At 67.2% G+C, this 15,123-nt stretch carries 20 protein-coding genes; 10 read left to right on the top strand and 10 right to left on the bottom strand.

Annotated elements, in window-relative coordinates:
- Positions 1–58 precede the first annotated feature (58 nt).
- Positions 59–826, bottom strand: coding sequence for a TOBE domain-containing protein (locus QPK29_RS28990; RefSeq protein ID WP_371771966.1), 768 nt, complete (start codon positions 824–826; stop codon positions 59–61).
- A gap of 108 nt (positions 827–934) precedes the next feature.
- Between QPK29_RS28990 and modA the strand changes: the two genes are divergently transcribed.
- Genes modA through modC form a run of 3 tightly spaced genes read left to right on the top strand, consistent with a single transcriptional unit; the run spans position 935 to position 3,434 of the window.
- A complete protein-coding gene (gene modA, locus QPK29_RS28985) occupies positions 935–1,675 on the top strand; it encodes a molybdate ABC transporter substrate-binding protein (protein WP_371771949.1) in 741 nt (246 codons plus the stop codon).
- Entirely contained in the window at positions 1,672–2,355 is a 684-nt protein-coding gene (gene modB, locus QPK29_RS28980; RefSeq protein ID WP_200949050.1) for a molybdate ABC transporter permease subunit, read from the top strand. Before modA ends, modB begins: the two co-directional genes overlap by 4 nt.
- On the top strand, positions 2,355–3,434 hold the full coding sequence (gene modC, locus QPK29_RS28975) for a molybdenum ABC transporter ATP-binding protein (protein WP_056133628.1): 1,080 nt from the start codon (positions 2,355–2,357) through the stop codon (positions 3,432–3,434). Before modB ends, modC begins: the two co-directional genes overlap by 1 nt.
- A 69-nt stretch (positions 3,435–3,503) precedes the next feature.
- On the opposite strand, the gene QPK29_RS28970 is transcribed toward modC, so the two are convergent.
- Together QPK29_RS28970 and QPK29_RS28965 are read right to left on the bottom strand one after the other, a co-directional pair.
- Entirely contained in the window at positions 3,504–4,178 is a 675-nt protein-coding gene (locus QPK29_RS28970; RefSeq protein WP_371771950.1) for a beta/gamma crystallin-related protein, read from the bottom strand.
- A 174-nt stretch (positions 4,179–4,352) separates the two neighbouring features.
- Positions 4,353–4,727 (bottom strand): MerR family transcriptional regulator, encoded by a 375-nt coding sequence (locus tag QPK29_RS28965; RefSeq protein WP_400189881.1) that lies wholly within the window; start codon positions 4,725–4,727, stop codon positions 4,353–4,355.
- Between the two features lie 82 nt (positions 4,728–4,809).
- Between QPK29_RS28965 and QPK29_RS28960 the strand changes: the two genes are divergently transcribed.
- Entirely contained in the window at positions 4,810–5,274 is a 465-nt protein-coding gene (locus QPK29_RS28960; protein WP_371771952.1) for a hypothetical protein, read from the top strand.
- On the opposite strand, the gene QPK29_RS28955 is transcribed toward QPK29_RS28960, so the two are convergent.
- On the bottom strand, positions 5,199–6,092 hold the full coding sequence (locus QPK29_RS28955) for a LysR family transcriptional regulator ArgP (RefSeq protein ID WP_056125953.1): 894 nt from the start codon (positions 6,090–6,092) through the stop codon (positions 5,199–5,201). The two genes, QPK29_RS28960 and QPK29_RS28955, sit on opposite strands and share 76 nt — an antisense overlap.
- 98 nt (positions 6,093–6,190) lie before the next feature.
- Here QPK29_RS28955 and QPK29_RS28950 point away from each other — a divergent pair, with 98 nt between their 5' ends.
- On the top strand, positions 6,191–6,325 hold the full coding sequence (locus QPK29_RS28950; RefSeq protein WP_371771953.1) for a hypothetical protein: 135 nt from the start codon (positions 6,191–6,193) through the stop codon (positions 6,323–6,325).
- Positions 6,326–6,808 (top strand): LysE/ArgO family amino acid transporter, encoded by a 483-nt coding sequence (locus QPK29_RS28945; RefSeq protein WP_371771954.1) that lies wholly within the window; start codon positions 6,326–6,328, stop codon positions 6,806–6,808.
- Here QPK29_RS28945 and QPK29_RS28940 read toward each other — a convergent pair.
- Positions 6,805–7,794 carry an XdhC family protein gene (locus tag QPK29_RS28940; protein WP_371771955.1) on the bottom strand — a complete coding sequence of 330 codons (990 nt, stop codon included), beginning with the start codon at positions 7,792–7,794 and terminating at the stop codon, positions 6,805–6,807. The genes QPK29_RS28945 and QPK29_RS28940 overlap by 4 nt on opposite strands.
- A 181-nt stretch (positions 7,795–7,975) precedes the next feature.
- On the opposite strand from QPK29_RS28940, the gene QPK29_RS28935 reads away from it, so the two are divergent.
- Entirely contained in the window at positions 7,976–9,040 is a 1,065-nt protein-coding gene (locus QPK29_RS28935) for an NAD(P)H-dependent flavin oxidoreductase (RefSeq protein WP_371771956.1), read from the top strand.
- Here the strand turns inward: QPK29_RS28935 and QPK29_RS28930 are convergent.
- Entirely contained in the window at positions 9,025–9,456 is a 432-nt protein-coding gene (locus tag QPK29_RS28930) for a DUF7684 family protein (protein ID WP_371771957.1), read from the bottom strand. The two genes, QPK29_RS28935 and QPK29_RS28930, sit on opposite strands and share 16 nt — an antisense overlap.
- A 71-nt stretch (positions 9,457–9,527) precedes the next feature.
- Between QPK29_RS28930 and QPK29_RS28925 the strand changes: the two genes are divergently transcribed.
- On the top strand, positions 9,528–10,298 hold the full coding sequence (locus QPK29_RS28925; RefSeq protein WP_371771958.1) for a glutaminyl-peptide cyclotransferase: 771 nt from the start codon (positions 9,528–9,530) through the stop codon (positions 10,296–10,298).
- Positions 10,299–10,301: 3 nt separating this feature from the next.
- On the opposite strand, the gene QPK29_RS28920 is transcribed toward QPK29_RS28925, so the two are convergent.
- The 3 genes from QPK29_RS28920 to QPK29_RS28910 form a co-directional block, all read right to left on the bottom strand.
- Entirely contained in the window at positions 10,302–11,318 is a 1,017-nt protein-coding gene (locus tag QPK29_RS28920; RefSeq protein ID WP_371771959.1) for a zinc-dependent alcohol dehydrogenase family protein, read from the bottom strand.
- Positions 11,319–11,422: 104 nt separating this feature from the next.
- On the bottom strand, positions 11,423–13,177 hold the full coding sequence (locus tag QPK29_RS28915; RefSeq protein WP_371771960.1) for a DUF885 domain-containing protein: 1,755 nt from the start codon (positions 13,175–13,177) through the stop codon (positions 11,423–11,425).
- Between the two features lie 37 nt (positions 13,178–13,214).
- Positions 13,215–13,286 carry a hypothetical protein gene (locus QPK29_RS28910; protein ID WP_371771967.1) on the bottom strand — a complete coding sequence of 24 codons (72 nt, stop codon included), beginning with the start codon at positions 13,284–13,286 and terminating at the stop codon, positions 13,215–13,217.
- A 14-nt stretch (positions 13,287–13,300) separates the two neighbouring features.
- On the opposite strand from QPK29_RS28910, the gene QPK29_RS28905 reads away from it, so the two are divergent.
- The gene (locus QPK29_RS28905) at positions 13,301–13,513 is read left to right on the top strand and encodes a hypothetical protein (protein WP_371771961.1); all 213 of its coding nucleotides are present in this window, start codon (positions 13,301–13,303) and stop codon (positions 13,511–13,513) included.
- Between the two features lie 38 nt (positions 13,514–13,551).
- On the opposite strand, the gene QPK29_RS28900 is transcribed toward QPK29_RS28905, so the two are convergent.
- The gene (locus QPK29_RS28900; RefSeq protein WP_371771962.1) at positions 13,552–14,190 is read right to left on the bottom strand and encodes a glutathione S-transferase family protein; all 639 of its coding nucleotides are present in this window, start codon (positions 14,188–14,190) and stop codon (positions 13,552–13,554) included.
- 235 nt (positions 14,191–14,425) lie between these two features.
- Here QPK29_RS28900 and QPK29_RS28895 point away from each other — a divergent pair, with 235 nt between their 5' ends.
- Entirely contained in the window at positions 14,426–15,082 is a 657-nt protein-coding gene (locus QPK29_RS28895) for a contractile injection system protein, VgrG/Pvc8 family (RefSeq protein WP_371771963.1), read from the top strand.
- Positions 15,083–15,123: the final 41 nt, after the last annotated feature.

Below are 15,123 nucleotides of genomic sequence, written 5' to 3'. Positions count from 1 at the left end.
GCGCGGGAGAGAATGGAAGGGATTTGAGGTAGCCTAAACGTACCCCGGATGGGTAGTTTCAGGCCGGCACGCCCACGATCACGCTGGACGCCTTGAACATCGCCGTGGCCGTCCGGCCCTCGGCCAGCTCGAGCGACCGCGCGCTCTCGTTGGTGATGATGGCGGCGATGCTGCCCCCGCCCGTCAGGTCGAGGACGACTTCCGTGTTGACGGCGCCCGGCATCAGGCGGGACACGGTGCCGGCGAGCTGGTTGCGGGCCGAGAAGCGCGCGCCCTCGCCTTCCGTCATGAGGAAGATCGATGACGCCTTGACCAGCGCGAACGCCTGGGCGCCCGGTGCCAGGCCGAGGCCGGCCGTGCTCTCGTGCGTGACGATGGCGACGATTGTGTGGCCGCCGGCGATGTCGAGTTCGATCTCGTCGTTGACGGCGCCGGGCTGGACCCGGGAGACCGTGCCGAAGAACTGGTTGCGTGCGCTCGTTTTCATGTTCAGCCTGCTGATCAGCGTAAGGTCGGCGGACAGGTTGCCGGCCTGTCCGTTGAGTTGTTCCACGAATTGCTGGTGGAGTTGCTCGAGCGCGCGAAAGTTCCTGACGAGTTGTTCGCCGCGCGCCGTCAGCCGCGTGCCGCCGCCGCCCTTGCCGCCGGCGACGCGTTCCACCAGCGCTTCGCCGGCCAGGTTGTTCATCGCGTCGATCGCGTCCCACGCCCCCTTGTAGCTCATGCCGACCGCTTTCGCGGCCTGGCTGATCGACCCCGTCTGGCCGATCGCGGCCAGCAGCTCCACCCGTCCCTGGCCGCCGAATTTTTCGCCGCCGACCGTCATCCAGACGGCGCCCTGCAGCGCGAAGCCTGCGTTGTCGTTTTCCACGATCTGTCCTGTTCCGTTTCGTTATATACTCTACTATATAGCGATAAAGAACTGGAGTCGACCATGAAGCAACTCGCCGGCGTGCTGGCCCTGATCGCGTGCCACGCCGCCCAGGCGGACGAGGTGCAAGTGGCGGTGGCCGCCAATTTCACCGCGCCGATGCAGAAAATCGCGGCGGCATTCGAACAGGACACGGGCCACAAGGCCGTCCTCGCGTTCGGCGCCACCGGCAAGTTCTACGCCCAGATCGTCAACGGCGCGCCGTTCGAGGTACTGCTCGCGGCCGACGACGAGACCCCGGCCAGACTGGAAGCGGAGCGCCGCACCGTGCCCGGCACGCGTTTTACCTATGCGACCGGCAAGCTGGCGCTGTGGTCCGCGAAGGACGGCTATGTCGACGACCAGGGCCAGGTCCTCAAGACGGGCAACTATGCCCATCTCGCCATCGCCAATCCGAAGACGGCCCCGTACGGCGCGGCCGCCATCGAGACGCTGAACAAGCTGGGCGTCTACGACCGCGTGCAGGGCAAGCTCGTGCAGGGCGAAAACATCGCCCAGACGCACCAGTTCGTCAGCACGGGCAACGCGCCGCTCGGCTTCGTCGCGCTGTCGCAGGTCTATCGCGACGGCAGATTCGCGTCCGGCTCCGGCTGGATCGTGCCCGACAACCTGCACGGTCCGATACGCCAGGACGCCGTCATCCTCGCCAGGGGCGGCGCCAATCCGGCCGCGAAGGCTTTGGCAAGCTATCTGAAATCGAACAAGGCCAGAGCGATCATCCGCTCGTACGGCTACGCATTGTGACCCTGGACGCCGCCGACTTCGCGGCCGTCCGCCTGACGCTGGAACTGGCGACCGTCGTGACCCTGCTGCTGCTGGCGATCGGCACACCGGTCGCATGGTGGCTCGCGCGCACGCGCTCACGCCTGCGCCACGCGGTCGGCGCCGTCGTCGCGTTGCCCCTCGTGCTGCCGCCCACCGTGATCGGCTTTTACCTGCTGCTGCTGCTGGGGCCGAACGGTCCGGTCGGCAAGCTGACGGAGGCGCTCGGCATCGGATTATTGCCGTTCTCGTTCGGCGGCCTCGTGCTGGCGTCCGTGTGCTATTCGCTGCCGTTCGTCGTGCAGCCGCTGCAGAATGCGTTCGAGGCGATCGGCACGCGGCCGCTGGAAGTGGCGGCCACCTTGCGCGCGAGTCCGTGGGACACGTTCTGGTCGGTGGCGGTGCCGCTGGCGCGTCCCGGTTTCCTGTCCGGCGCCGTGCTCGGGTTCGCGCACACGGTGGGCGAATTCGGCGTCGTGCTCATGATCGGCGGGAATATCCCGGACAAGACGCGCGTCGTCTCCGTGCAGATCTACGACCACGTCGAGGCGCTCGAATATGCGCAGGCGCACTGGCTCGCGGGCGGCATGCTGGCATTCAGCTTCATCGTGCTGCTGGCGCTGTACACCCTGTATCCGCAAACGATGAAAGGACGGCGCTGATGACGGACGGATTACGCGTGCGCCTGCGCGTGGACCGCGGCGCGTTTCGATTGGACGTCGACCTCGACCTGCCCCTGCGCGGCATCAGCGCCCTGTTCGGCCATTCCGGCTCGGGCAAGACGACGGTCTTGCGCGCCATCGCCGGCCTGGAACGCGCGTCCGGCGGTGTCGTCGCGCTCGGCGATGAGGTGTGGCAGGACGATGCGCGTGGCGTGTTCGTCCCCGTGCACCGGCGGGCGATCGGCTACGTGTTCCAGGAAGCGAGCCTGTTCCCGCACCTGTCCGTGCGCGCCAACCTGGAGTTCGGCCGCAAGCGCGTGCCGGTGCACGAGCGCCGCTTCGCGCTGGAACCCGTGACGGCCCTGCTGGGCATCGAAAACCTGCTCGAGCGCCGGCCGGACGGTCTGTCGGGCGGCGAGCGCCAGCGCGTGGCGATCGCGCGCGCCCTGCTCGCGTCGCCGCGGCTGCTGCTGATGGACGAACCGCTGGCCGCGCTCGACCTGCGCCGCAAGCTGGAGATCCTGCCCTATCTGGAACGGATGCACGGGGAACTGGCGATCCCGATCGTCTACGTGAGCCATGCGCCGGACGAGGTCGCGCGGCTGGCCGATCACCTCGTGCTGCTGGACGACGGCAAGGCGGTCGCCAGCGGGCCGCTGTCGGAAACGCTGGCGCGCGTGGACCTGCCGCCCAGCTTCGCCGACGATGCCGGCGTGGTGCTCGACACGATCCTGGCCGGCCACGAGGAAGACGCGTTATCCCGCCTGGAATTCGCGGGCGGCGCGCTGTTCGTGGGCCGGCGTCGCGAAGCCGTCGGCACGCGCCTGCGCTGCCGTATCCACGCGCGCGACGTCAGTTTGGCGCTGGACCGTCCGCAAGGCACGAGCATCGTCAACCGGCTGCCGGCCGTGGTGACGGCAGTGTCCGCCACCGACACGCCTGGCCACGTGCTCGTGCAATTGCGGATGGGAGAATCGCCGCTGCTGGCCCGTATCACCGAACGCTCGCGCCGCGAGCTGGGCATCGCGCCCGGGCTGCGGCTGTGGGTGCAGATCAAGGGCGTGGCGTTGTTAAACTAAAATTGCCCAGAACCGGGGTCAGAGCCCGGTTTTGGGCAATTTCCATAATTCGGGCTCTGACCCCGGTTTTCAGCGCACGCGGCGCATCGACGAGATGCGGTTGTTCATGCGGTCGAGGACGTCGTAGCGGCCCGGCCCCAGGACGACGCATTCGCCGCGGAAGTCGGCGTGCTCGCAGAATTCCCAGCGGCCCTCGCGGATGATGAGCGAGGTGGCGCGGTCGTTGAAGCCGACGTCGCTCAGCGCGCGCACGTCCTGCGACAGTTCCACTTGCTGGCCTTCGAAGCGCTGGCCGGCGAACATCACGACGTCGGCACCGCCCCGGTCGCCGCGCCAGCCGCCGCGGTCACCACGGTCGCCCCGGTCGCCGCGGTCGTCACCGCGCCAGCCACCCCGGTTGTCGTCACGGTCGTGATCGCGCCAGCTGCCACGGCCGCCGCGGTCGACCTGGCGTGCGGAGGAGATGGCGTCGTTGAAACCCGGAAGCTCGCGGTATTCGCCCGGACCGAACTCCTGGCAGCGGCCGCCGAAGTTGGCGTGCTCGCACAGCAGCCACGTGCCCGAGCGGATGACGGCGCTCGACGCGCGGTCGTTGAAGTTGACATCGCCCAGACTGGCGGCGTCGCGGTCGATGGTCACGCGTTGGCCGCGGAAATTGCTATCCGAGAACAGCGTCAGTTCTCCGGCAAAGGCGGCGTGGGTGAAGGTGGCCAGCACGGCGGCGGCGGCAAGCAGGCGTTTCATGATCTCTCCATGGGTGTGCGCCATCCGTCGGCGCCTGTGCTGTTAACGCGGGCGCCGTACGGACGGCTGACAGTTTCCTTGTAACAAAATTTTACGCGAACGGCCCGCGCATGGCTCGATGTCTTCGGCCCGCAGCAGGTCGGCGATCCGCCGGCCCAGGCCATCGAGACCTCCTCACGCGGCCGCTTGTTCCTCCAGCACGGGGCAGCCGAACCCTGGCCGCGCCAGTTCGTGCGCCAGATCGGCACGCATGGCGGAGAGCCCCGCGATGCGTGCATCGATGTCCTCCAGCTTGCGCACGAGTGCATCGCGCAGCAGGGGCGCGGCGGCGGCCGGATCGTCCAGCAACGGCAGGCCGGTCTCGATCTCGGCCAGGGTAAAACCAAGCGCCTGGGCGGCGCGCAGGTAGCACAGCCATTGCACGGCCTCGGGGGGATAGTCGCGGTAGCCGTTGGCGAGGCGGCGCGACAACAGCAGCCCGCGTTTCTCGTAGAAGCGCAGGGTGTCCCGGGTGAGGCCGGTGGCGGCGGCGAGTTCTCCGATCTGCATGGCGGTGGCTGCGATAAATACCTGGACCTTGGAGTGTACTCCAGGGTCGATGATGCCGGAACCTTCATCCCGGGAGATTTCCATGCAACTCAGCCGATCCGCTTTTCTCACCGTCGTGCGCGCCAGCGCCGTGTACGACCTGCTGCTCACGGCGCCGTTCGCCACGCCGTGGACGTTCGCCCTCGCGCACGCGCAGCTCTCAAGCCTCAACCGCAGCCTGGGCGGCGATGCGTTGCCGGACTTCGGCCCGTTCCACGTGCTGTTCGCCTGCCTGATGGGCAGCATCGTGCTCGTGTGGTCCGTGCTGCGCCTGCGCGCCACCAGCGTCGCCCTGGGCCGCTACGATGGCGTCGGCCGCTTCCTGTTCTCCACCTGGATGGCGTGGGCACTCGCCGCCAGCGGCGCGCCCTTGCTGTGGCTGTTCCTCGTGCCGGAGTTCTGCTGGGGCGTCGCGCAGTGGCTGCCGGTTGCTCAGGGCGACGGCAGCAGCGCCGCGCGCGCGCCCTTCACCAGCGCCGCGCCCATGCGCTCCAGCCGCGGCGGCTGAATGCGCCAGGCGTGCCAGTACAGCGTCACGTCGACGAACAGATCCGGCGTCAGGTCGACGAGGGCGCCGCTGGCGAGCATGTCCGCACACTGTTCCAGCGGCAGCAGGCCGTAGCCGAGACCGAGGCGGATCGCCTGCACGTACGGATCGCTGGACGGCACATAGTGAAACGGGTACGCGCCTTCCGGCAGGCCGAAGTGCTGCAGCAGGAAGGCCGTCTGCAGGCGGTCGTTGCGGTCGAAGACCATCACCGGCGCCCGCCGCGCAGCGTCGCGCGTGATCCCGCCGGGGAACCAGCGCGCGGCGAAGGCGGGCGCCGCCACCATCCGGTAGCGCATCACGCCGAGCGGACTCACGGTGCAGCCGCGCATCGGTTCCGTCTCGCCCGACACGCAGGCGAGCGCAAGACCCTGTTCCAGCAGCGCGAACGTGTGCCTCTGGTCACCCGTGACGAATTCCACGAGCAGCCCTTCCTCGATCAGCACCGGCGCCAGCACGGGCAGCAGCCACGTCGCCAGCGTGTCGTTGTTGACGGCCAGCGCCACGCGCACCGGGCCCGGATCGGCCTGCTGCTCCGCGAAGAATTCGTCTTCGAGCAGCGCACGGCGGCGCAGGAATTGCAGCAACCGCATGCCGGGCGCCGTCGGCCGGCAGGGACGGGCGCGCACGAGCAGCGGCGTGCCCAGGTCGTGTTCCAGCGCGGCGATGCGTTGGGAGATGGCGGACGGCGTCACGTTCAGCAGCGCGGCTGCCTGCTCCAGGCTGCCGCTGTCGACGGCGGCGACGAACGCCTCGCTGCGGCGCGGATCGATGGTCATTGGATTAGCCCAGCTTAATGAACTTTAGAAGTCATTAATATAATTGATGTAGCCGCGCGTACAAGGCATGCTGCTCCGCAATAACAACAGGAGGTAGCATGTTTTCACAACCGATTTTCTTGCAAGGCCTCGGCATGGGCGCGAGCCTGATCATGCCGATCGGCGCCCAGAACGCGCATGTGATCCGCACGGGCGTCGCCGGCCGCCACGTCGTGCTGACGGTGCTCACGTGAGTGCTGATCGACGTCACCCTGATCGCGCTGGGCATGTCCGGCTTCGGCGCGCTGATCGAGCATTCCCCCGCACTGCTGCTGGCTGCCCGCTGGGGCGGCGCCGCGTTCCTGCTGTGGTACGGACTGCGGTGCCTGAAAAGCTGCCGGCAGGGCGCCGCGGCCCCGCATGCGGGCGAAGGGCAGGCGGCGGCGACGGCATCGCGCGCGCTGGGCATCGTGCTGGCGATGTCGCTGCTGAATCCGCACGTGTACCTGGATACCGTCGTGCTGCTGGGCGCCGTCGGCAGCAGCCTCGCGGCGCATCACCGCGTGTCGTTCGCGGCCGGCGCGATGACGGCGTCGCTGCTGTGGTTTTCCGCCCTGGGCCTGGGGGCGCGCCGCTGCGCGTTCGTGCTGGCGCGGCCCGCCGTCTGGCGCAGCATCGAAGGTTTTACCGGGACGACGATGCTCGTGCTGGCGGCCCTGCTGCTGCTCGAGAACTAGGCCGCGAGCGCCTTCCCGTGCTCGACCGACATCTGCGCCGGCAGCGCGACGCCGTTCTTCACCGCGGTCAGTTCGGCGAGGATGGAGACGGCGATCTCGTACGGCGTCTTGCTGCCGATGTACAGGCCGATGGGGCCGTGCAGCTTCGCGATCTGGTCTTCGGTGAGGTCGAATTCGCGCAGGCGCTCGCGCCGCCGCGCATTGTTGGCGCGCGAGCCGATGGCGCCGACGTAGAACGCGTCCGTCTTGAGCGCTTCCATCAGCGCGAGGTCATCCAGCTTGGGGTCGTGGGTGAGGGCGATGACGGCGCTGCGGCTGTCCAGCTTCATCTCCAGCACGAGATCGTCCGGCATCGCATGCACCACCTCCACGCCCGGCAGGCTCCAGCTTGCGCGGTATTCTTCTCGCGGGTCGCACACGGTCACCTGGTATTCCAGGCCGACGGCGATCTGCGCCAAAAACTGCGACAGCTGGCCGGCGCCGATGATCAGCATGCGCAGGCGCGGACCGTGGATCGTGACGAGCGCCTGGCCGTCCATGTGCAACTGCTCGTCGGCCTGGCCCTGCGCCAGTTCGACCGCGCCCGTCGTCAGGTCCAGCGTGCGCCGGGTCAGCACGCGGCGCTGGGCCAGCGCGAGCAGTTCGTCCATGCGGCTGTGCGCCCCGAGCGGTTCGACGACCAGCTGGATCGTGCCGCCGCAGGGCAGGCCGAAGCGGTGCGCTTCGTCGGCCGAGATGCCGTACGTGATGACTTCCGGCGCCGTACGTACAATGCCGTTTTCGCGCACGGCCGCGATCAGGTCGTCCTCGATGCAGCCGCCCGACACCGAGCCGACGACGACGCCGTCCGCGCGGATCGCCATCGTGGCGCCTTCCGGCCGCGGGCTCGATCCCCACGTCCGTACGACGGTCACGTACTCGCAGCGCCAGCCGGCGCGCAGCCACTGGTCGCAGGCGTGCAGCACTTCGAGGTCGATACTGTCCATTGCCTTCCTTTGTTGCCAATCGATAATTCTTGAGCCCACAGGGTAGCATGCATCCTAACGCAAAAACACGAACCGCGACGGGCCGCGGCACCCGGCAAGACTGCAGGGGGGAAACGGTATAAATCGTTTCCGCGCCGGCGGCGCTATACTCGCCGGATCGCGACCCGTGTTGGAGACCATCATGAAGCCAGACCTGTTGTCCCTGCTGCGCATCGATCTTCCCATCGTCCAGGCCCCGATGGCCGGCGTCTCGACTGCCGCGCTGGCGGCGGCCGTGTCGCAGGCGGGGGCGCTCGGCTCGATCTCCGTCGGCGCGGGCGACGCCGCGCAGGGCCGCGCCGCGATCGCCGACGTGCGCCGCCTGACCGACCGGCCGTTCAACGTCAACGTGTTCTGCCACCGTCCCGCGCAGGCCGACGCCGCGCGCGAAGCGGCCTGGCTCGACTATCTGTCTCCACATTTCGCCGCCAGCGGCGCGCAGCCGCCGGCGTCTTTACGCGAAATCTACAAAAGCTTCCTCGACGACGATCCGATGCTGGACGTGCTGCTGGAGACGCGTCCTGCCGTCGTCAGCTTCCACTTCGGCCTGCCGGATGCGCGCCGCATCCAGGCGCTGAAGGACGCGGGCATCGTGCTGCTGGCCAGCGCGACGTCGGTCGATGAAGCGCGCCAGGTGGAGGCGGCCGGCATCGACGCCGTCGTCGCCCAGGGCTACGAGGCGGGCGGCCACCGCGGTGTGTTCGATCCGGAGCGGGGCGATCCCGCCATCGGCACGTTCGCGCTCACGCAAGGGGTGGCGCACGCCGTGCGCATTCCAGTGATCGCGGCCGGCGGCATCATGGACGGGAACGGCATCGCCGCCGCGCTGCGTCTCGGCGCCAGTGCCGCCCAGATGGGCACCGCGTTCATCCTGTGTCCGGAGTCGTCCGCGACACCGCACCACCGCGCGCTGATGCAGGCCGGGGAGGGCGTCATCACGGCCGTGACGGACGTCGTTTCCGGCCGGCCCGCGCGCGGCCTCGTGAACCGGCTGTTCAGCGAAATCGGCGCGCCCGGCCACCCGCCGCTGCCGGATTATCCGATCGCCTACGATGCCGTGAAGGCGCTGAACGCGGCGGCCACGAAGGCGGGCAACAACGATTTCACGGTCAACTGGGCCGGCCAGGGATTTGCGCTCGCGCGTGCGCTGCCGGCGGGAGAACTGGTGCGCCTGCTCGGCGCGGAACTGGCTCAGGCGTCCGCGTAAGCCGTCTCGATGGCTTCCTTGCGCGGACTGGACGCGATGTGCACGACCAGCACCGCGTCGAGCGGCAGGGCAGGGTGCGCGGCGCGGTGCTTCGTGAACCAGAACACCTCGTCCACGTCCTCGTCGCCGGCATCGTGCGCGGTCGCGAGCACGCGCTGGTCCTCGGGCGCGTCCTCGTAGTCGACGGCTTCCAGTGCCGCGTCGTCCACGGCTTCGATCCAGGCCTCGGCATCCTTGCCCCAGGCCTGCACATAGCGGGCGCCGGACGCGACGAGCCAGCGCGCGACGTCCCACAGCCACATTTCCGCGACCTCGTCCTCGGCCAGCACGATGGCGAGGAAGGGCGGGCGCGCGCCCAGGTCGGGCAGGTCGGCGTCGGGCGGCAGGTGCAGATATGTAAGAGTCTTTCGTTGCATGGCGCTAGCTTACCATCCTGCGTTACTATCTTGCTCGCGCCGGGACGGTCCGGCCCGATCCGTGGAGTCCCATGAAAATCCTTGCTTCCCTCGCGCTTGCCGCCGTTTCAGTCACGTCCGCCCACGCCGCCATTCCCGTGTACGGCTTCTTCGTCAAGAACACCTATCCGCACGACCCGCAGGCGTTCACGCAGGGGCTGTTCTTCAAGGACGGCCATCTGTACGAATCCACGGGCCAGAAGGGACACTCGTCGCTGCGCAAGGTCGATCTGAAAACCGGCAAGGTACTGCAGAAGAAGGACCTGGCGGACGAATACTTCGGTGAAGGCTCCACGGCCATCGGCGACACCATCGTCGGCCTGACGTGGCAGTCGAACGTGGGCTTCCTGTTCGACGCGAAGACGTTCGCCCTGAAGGGCCGCTTCAACTACAAGGGCGAGGGCTGGGGCCTGGCCAGCGACGCGAAGCACGTCTACATGAGCGACGGCACCAACGAGATCCGCGTCCTCGAGCCGGAGACGCTCGACGAGCAGCGCCGCATCCGCGTGACGGCCGAGGGCAAGCCGATCACCCAGCTCAACGAACTCGAAATCGTCGACGGCCAGATCTTCGCCAACGTGTGGGGGACCGATGTCATCGCCCGCATCGATCCGGAGACCGGTAACGTCGTCGGCTGGATCGACTGCACGGGCCTGCTGCCGCCGGACCAGCGCGGGACGACGAATCCGGACGCGGTCCTGAACGGCATCGCGTACGAGCCCAAGCAGCACCGCCTGTACGTGACGGGCAAGCTGTGGCCGAAGCTGTTCGAGATCGAGCTGGTGCCGATCAAGCGCCCGTGACCGTCACGTCACGGTGATCACGACCTTGCCGAAGTGCGAGCCGGATTCCATGTGCCGGTACGCTTCGCGCGCCTGGTCGAACGTGAACACCCGGTCGACGACGGGCTGCAGCCCGGTCGCCTCGGCGAAGCGCACGACTTTTTCCAGCATCGCGCGGCTGCCGACGTAGACGCCCACGAGCCGCTTGGCGGTCGCCAGCAGGGTGGCCGGGTTGACTTCGCCGCCGAAGCCGCTGACGCCGCCGATGATGGCGATGCTGCCTCCCATCGCGGTGGACGCGATCGAGCGGTTGACCGTCCCCTGGCCGCCCACTTCCAGCACCACCTGTGCGCCCGCGCCGTCCGTCGCGCGCAGCACCTCTTCCTGCCATTCCGGCGTCGTGCGGTAGTTGATGACGTGGCGCGCGCCGAGCTCCTTCGCGCGCTGCAGCTTGGTGTCGCTGGACGACGTGATGATCGCGTTCAGCCCGGCGGCCCGGGCCAGCTGCAGGCCGAGGATGCTGACGCCGCCCGTCCCCAGCAGCAGTACGGTGTCGCCCGGGCGGACGGCGTTGCTGGATTCGAAGATCGCATTCCACGCCGTCACGCCCGCGCAGGGCAGGGTGGCCGCGTCGACGAAGCTCATCGCGTCCGGGATTTTCACCAGCGCGTCCTCGTCCAGCACGACTTCTTCCGCGAGCATGCCGTCGACGTCGCCGCCGAGCGCGTGGCGCACCTTGTCGGGGGCGGTCGGGCCATCCTGCCAGTACGGGAAGAACGAGGCCGCGACGCGGTCGCCGGGCTGCACGCGCGTGACGCCGGGACCGGTGGCGACGACTTCGCCGGCGCCGTCCGAGCAGGGGATGATGGGGTCGTCGACGGTGACGAGGTAGTTGCCGCTTGCGACCATCAGGTCGCGGTAGTTCAGCGAGACGGCGTGCACGCGGATGCGCACTTCGCCATTGCCCAGTTCACGGTGAGGAAAATCCACGCATTGCAGCCCGTCGATGCCATCGCCGGGTAAGATCTGGTAAGCCCGCATCGCTGTCCTCCATCGGTTGGTCGGCCGCCCACGCCGGGCGGGACGATATTGTCGCCGCAAGACCGGCGCGCGTGGCGCACGCTTATCTGGCGCTTATTTGGCGCTTACCGGGCCGCCACCTTGCCCCGCTGGCTCGGGATGAACTCCTCCAGCACCGCCTGTTTCATCAGCGCCGGCGGCAGGATGCCCTGGGCGATGATGAAGTCATTGAAGGCCTTCAGGCTGAAGCGGTCGCCCAGCGCGATCTCGGCCTGCGTCTTCAGCGCGCGCAGTTTGACGTAGCCGTAGTAGTACGCGGTGGCCTGGCCCGGCATGCGGTACGAATAGCGGTCGACTTCCGACTGCGCGAACGGTTCGGACAGCACGACTTCGCGCATCAGGAAGTCCTTCGCCTGTTCCGGCGTCATGCGGCCCAGGTTGATCTGCGGGTCGAGCAGGGCGCGCGCCATGCGCAGCAAACGGGCCTGCAGCGAGACGAGCTGGCCTTCCGGCGGCATGTACGGCAGGATCATCGCCTCCGAATACAGGCCCCAGCCCTCGACGTTTGTGCTGTTGAAGGCGAAGCGGGCGCGCGCCACCGACATGCCTTGCTCCACCATCGACGCGAACTGCAGCTCGTGGCCCGGGCGCGCCTCGTGTGCCGTCAGCGTCCAGGCCATCGCTGAAAAATCGAAGTCGTTCATCTTGTCCTTCGACTTCGCGTTCGGGTTCGCCAGCGGGATCACGAACTCGCCATACTCTCCCGTGTTGCCGATCATGCGCGGTGGGCTCATGAACGGCGCCGGCGAGCGGGCCGCCTCGGCCGGCGTCGCGGTGCGGATGTTCGCCTCGCGCGACGGCAGGGTCACGAGATCGTGGGCGCGCACCATCCCTTCGATATCCTTTAAACGCTCGCGGTAGTACGGCATCAGCTGGTCGGGGGCGATCGAGGATTTCTTCAGCTCGCGGATCACGTCGCGGTAGTCGGACGACGGCAGCTGGTTGCGCGCGGCGATGATGCCCGCCACGACCTGCATCTCGTCGCGCACTTCCTGGAAGTCGAAGCCGGCGCGCTCGATCATCTGCTCCGGCGCGATGTCGACGCCGACGTTGGCGAGGCGGTTCACGTAGATCGCTTCCGGCAGGCGCACTTCCTTGCGCGTGCGCGGCATCAGGCGATTGCGCACCCAGTCGTCGTAGTCCTTCACCTGGGCCTTCAGCGCCGCGAAGTCGCTTTCCCAGCCGCTGATGTTCGCTTTCTTGAACAACTCCTCGATGCCGTCCAGGTAGGTCGCGTTGTTGTTCAGGCCTTCCTCGACCTCGCCCACGTACGGGCCGATCAGCGTCTTGCCGGCGAGGCGCTCCTCGCCGCGGGCGCGCGCCAGCGTGGCGATCGGAGCGTAGCCGGCTTCCTTGCCGGCGTAGCGCTTCAGGCGCACCAGCGCCAGCTTCTGGCGTTCCGGCTTGTTGCGCGGGTCGAGCAGGGCGCGCAGGCCGCCGTACACGACTTCGCCCACGTTGACGTACTCGAGCAGGTACTTGTGCTCCAGCTTCATCGTCGCGATCTTTTTTTCGCGCGAGTCGATCAGGATGTCGAGGTCCTGGCGCACCTTCACGTCCTGTTCCTGTGCGCGCTGGCGGCGCAGTTCCGCGAGGCGTTTTTCGGTGTCGGCCAGTTCGCGCTCGTACACGCGCGGTTTCAGGTCGGCGACCTGGGTGTCGTAGTTTTCGTCGCCCAGTTCCGTGGATTCCTCGGGCACGTATTTACCGGTGTCCTTCAGGACCGGCTGGGTGTAGGCGTCGCTGCGCGCGACCCAGGCGGGTGCGGCTGCGCAGGCGGCGCCGGATGCGAACAGGAGGGCGAGGCCGAGACGGATCATGATGCTGCCTTTCAGTGGTGAAGCAGGCATTCTAGAGCTAGATCGGCTTCGCCACCATGAACCAGAAGATGAAGACGAGCGCGATGAGCGCGGGCACGCCGAGCGCCACCCATGTGCGCAAGTATGTCCAGTACAGGGCAGGAAGCGGCGCGCCGTGCGGCGTCCGCCGCCATGTCGCGCAGGCGCATCTGCAGCCACACGACCGACTACCCGCTGACGCCCCAGCGCTTCCAGCCCGGCTACGAGGTCCACCTGTCGAAGCCGTCGCTGGCGGTCGTCCACGGCGCGTTCGGCGTCGGGCTGGCGCTCGGTGCGATGCTCAGCCGCCGTTCCTGATTTCCTTCGAGTGTAAGCGAGGCGGCGACATCGTGGCGTCAGGGTGCGTTCACGGCCAGCTGCGCCGCGAACGCGCGCTGGTAGGCGGGGCGCGCCTCGCCGCGCGCGACGTAGGCGGCCAGTACGGGGAATTCGTCGAGGATGCCGGACGGCCGCAGCCGGAGCAGCACCGACACCATCATGAGGTCGCCCGCGCTGAAGTCGCCGTCGACCCAGTCGGCATCGCCCAGGCGCGCCGACAGCTGCTTCAGGCGGTCGCGCACGCGTTCCTCGACGAGCGGGATGCGTTCCTTGCTCCAGGGCTTGTCGCCTTCGAAGATCCTGGCCGTGACCAGTTCCAGGATGGGCGGTTCGACGGTGTTGAGCGCGGCAAACAGCCACGTGATGGCGCGTGCCCGCGCGTGGTCGTCGGCCGGCAGCAGTGCGCCGTGGTGCGTGGCGATATGAAAGACGATGGCGCCCGTCTCGAACAGCACGAGGCCGTCCTCTTCGTACGTCGGGATCTGGCCGAACGGGTGCAGGGCCAGGTGCGCCGGCTCCTTCATCGCGCGGAACGACACGAGGCGGACGTCGTACGGCAGGCCCGCTTCTTCCAGCGCCCAGCGCACGCGCGTGTCGCGCGCGAGACCCTTGCCGCCGTCGGGCGAACGTTCGAAGGCGGTGATCGTGATCGTCATGTTTGCCTAGGCTAAAGAATGTCGACGGATTCCGCCGCACCAAAAATGTTTTCATCACGATATTAGCATTGGCTGCTTCCCACGTGGTAGCTCCAGCGTCTTCCAATTTTGAAACTTGCTCAATCTCAAGTTTCGCGGTGCTCCTATCCTTATCATGGATCGATGCGTGTCCGATTTGCTGACGCTGCTGACGTAATCGTGTTTGTCGGCGTGAGTTTTCCATAAGGAGGCGGGCGTGGACCTCAGGGTTTTGACGGAGACTTTCGATGGCTGGTCCGGGACGAAACGCCCCATCCGTTTGCGGCTCTCGTACGGAAAGCGTGCGCTCGATAACGTTTTGATGATCAAACGCGTTACTGGATCCGAAACAATGTGCGGGGGCCTGGAATATCGAGTTCTCTGTGTTTCGAAAAGCGCCGACTTTACATTGAAAGAATTCATTGCGTTACCGGCGGAAATCCAGTTCGTGACGGACTGCGGTGGTTTGCATGCAGTTTGCGGCATCGTGGCGCAAGCGGCCGCCGGCCAGAGCGATGGCGGACTTGCCACGTATGAACTTGTCATGCGCGATGCGCTTGCATTGATGGAGCACCGGGTCAATACCCGGGTTTTCCGCAACATGAATGAACTGGAAATAACCGAAGTCATTCTGAACGAATGGCGCCACATGAATCCAGTGCTTGCCAGAGCTTTTGATGTGGATTGGTCGTACGTCACCGGAAATTACCCGAAGCGGGAATTCACGATGCAGCACAACGAGTCCGATGCCGACTTCCTGCGCCGGCTATGGAAGCGGCGCGGCATTGCATGGTTCATGCGTGCCGGCCCAGCCAGCCAGCCCCAAGACAACGAAGTCTCTATAGTGGACCCCGAATTTGAGACGGTGGTTTAAGCTGTCGTCCGCGAAAGGATGACAGCGAATGAGTGAAGGTA

This window comes from Massilia orientalis (genome assembly GCF_030411975.2).
In the GTDB taxonomy this organism is placed as follows: Bacteria; Pseudomonadota; Gammaproteobacteria; order Burkholderiales; family Burkholderiaceae_D; genus Telluria; species Telluria orientalis.
Note: the sequence above shows the minus strand (reverse complement) of the source record. Positions and strands in the feature narration are given on the sequence as shown.

Coding starts and splice junctions, on each gene's coding strand:
- QPK29_RS28990 (WP_371771966.1), bottom strand. CDS start 826: ATGACGGTCGGCGGCGAAAAATTCGGCGGCCAGGGACGGGTGGAGCTG.
- modA (WP_371771949.1), top strand. CDS start 935: ATGAAGCAACTCGCCGGCGTGCTGGCCCTGATCGCGTGCCACGCCGCC.
- modC (WP_056133628.1), top strand. CDS start 2,355: ATGACGGACGGATTACGCGTGCGCCTGCGCGTGGACCGCGGCGCGTTT.
- QPK29_RS28970 (WP_371771950.1), bottom strand. CDS start 4,178: ATGAAACGCCTGCTTGCCGCCGCCGCCGTGCTGGCCACCTTCACCCAC.
- QPK29_RS28965 (WP_400189881.1), bottom strand. CDS start 4,727: ATGCAGATCGGAGAACTCGCCGCCGCCACCGGCCTCACCCGGGACACC.
- QPK29_RS28960 (WP_371771952.1), top strand. CDS start 4,810: ATGCAACTCAGCCGATCCGCTTTTCTCACCGTCGTGCGCGCCAGCGCC.
- QPK29_RS28955 (WP_056125953.1), bottom strand. CDS start 6,092: ATGACCATCGATCCGCGCCGCAGCGAGGCGTTCGTCGCCGCCGTCGAC.
- QPK29_RS28950 (WP_371771953.1), top strand. CDS start 6,191: ATGTTTTCACAACCGATTTTCTTGCAAGGCCTCGGCATGGGCGCGAGC.
- QPK29_RS28940 (WP_371771955.1), bottom strand. CDS start 7,794: ATGGACAGTATCGACCTCGAAGTGCTGCACGCCTGCGACCAGTGGCTG.
- QPK29_RS28935 (WP_371771956.1), top strand. CDS start 7,976: ATGAAGCCAGACCTGTTGTCCCTGCTGCGCATCGATCTTCCCATCGTC.
- QPK29_RS28930 (WP_371771957.1), bottom strand. CDS start 9,456: ATGCAACGAAAGACTCTTACATATCTGCACCTGCCGCCCGACGCCGAC.
- QPK29_RS28925 (WP_371771958.1), top strand. CDS start 9,528: ATGAAAATCCTTGCTTCCCTCGCGCTTGCCGCCGTTTCAGTCACGTCC.
- QPK29_RS28920 (WP_371771959.1), bottom strand. CDS start 11,318: ATGCGGGCTTACCAGATCTTACCCGGCGATGGCATCGACGGGCTGCAA.
- QPK29_RS28915 (WP_371771960.1), bottom strand. CDS start 13,177: ATGATCCGTCTCGGCCTCGCCCTCCTGTTCGCATCCGGCGCCGCCTGC.
- QPK29_RS28905 (WP_371771961.1), top strand. CDS start 13,301: ATGTCCAGTACAGGGCAGGAAGCGGCGCGCCGTGCGGCGTCCGCCGCC.
- QPK29_RS28900 (WP_371771962.1), bottom strand. CDS start 14,190: ATGACGATCACGATCACCGCCTTCGAACGTTCGCCCGACGGCGGCAAG.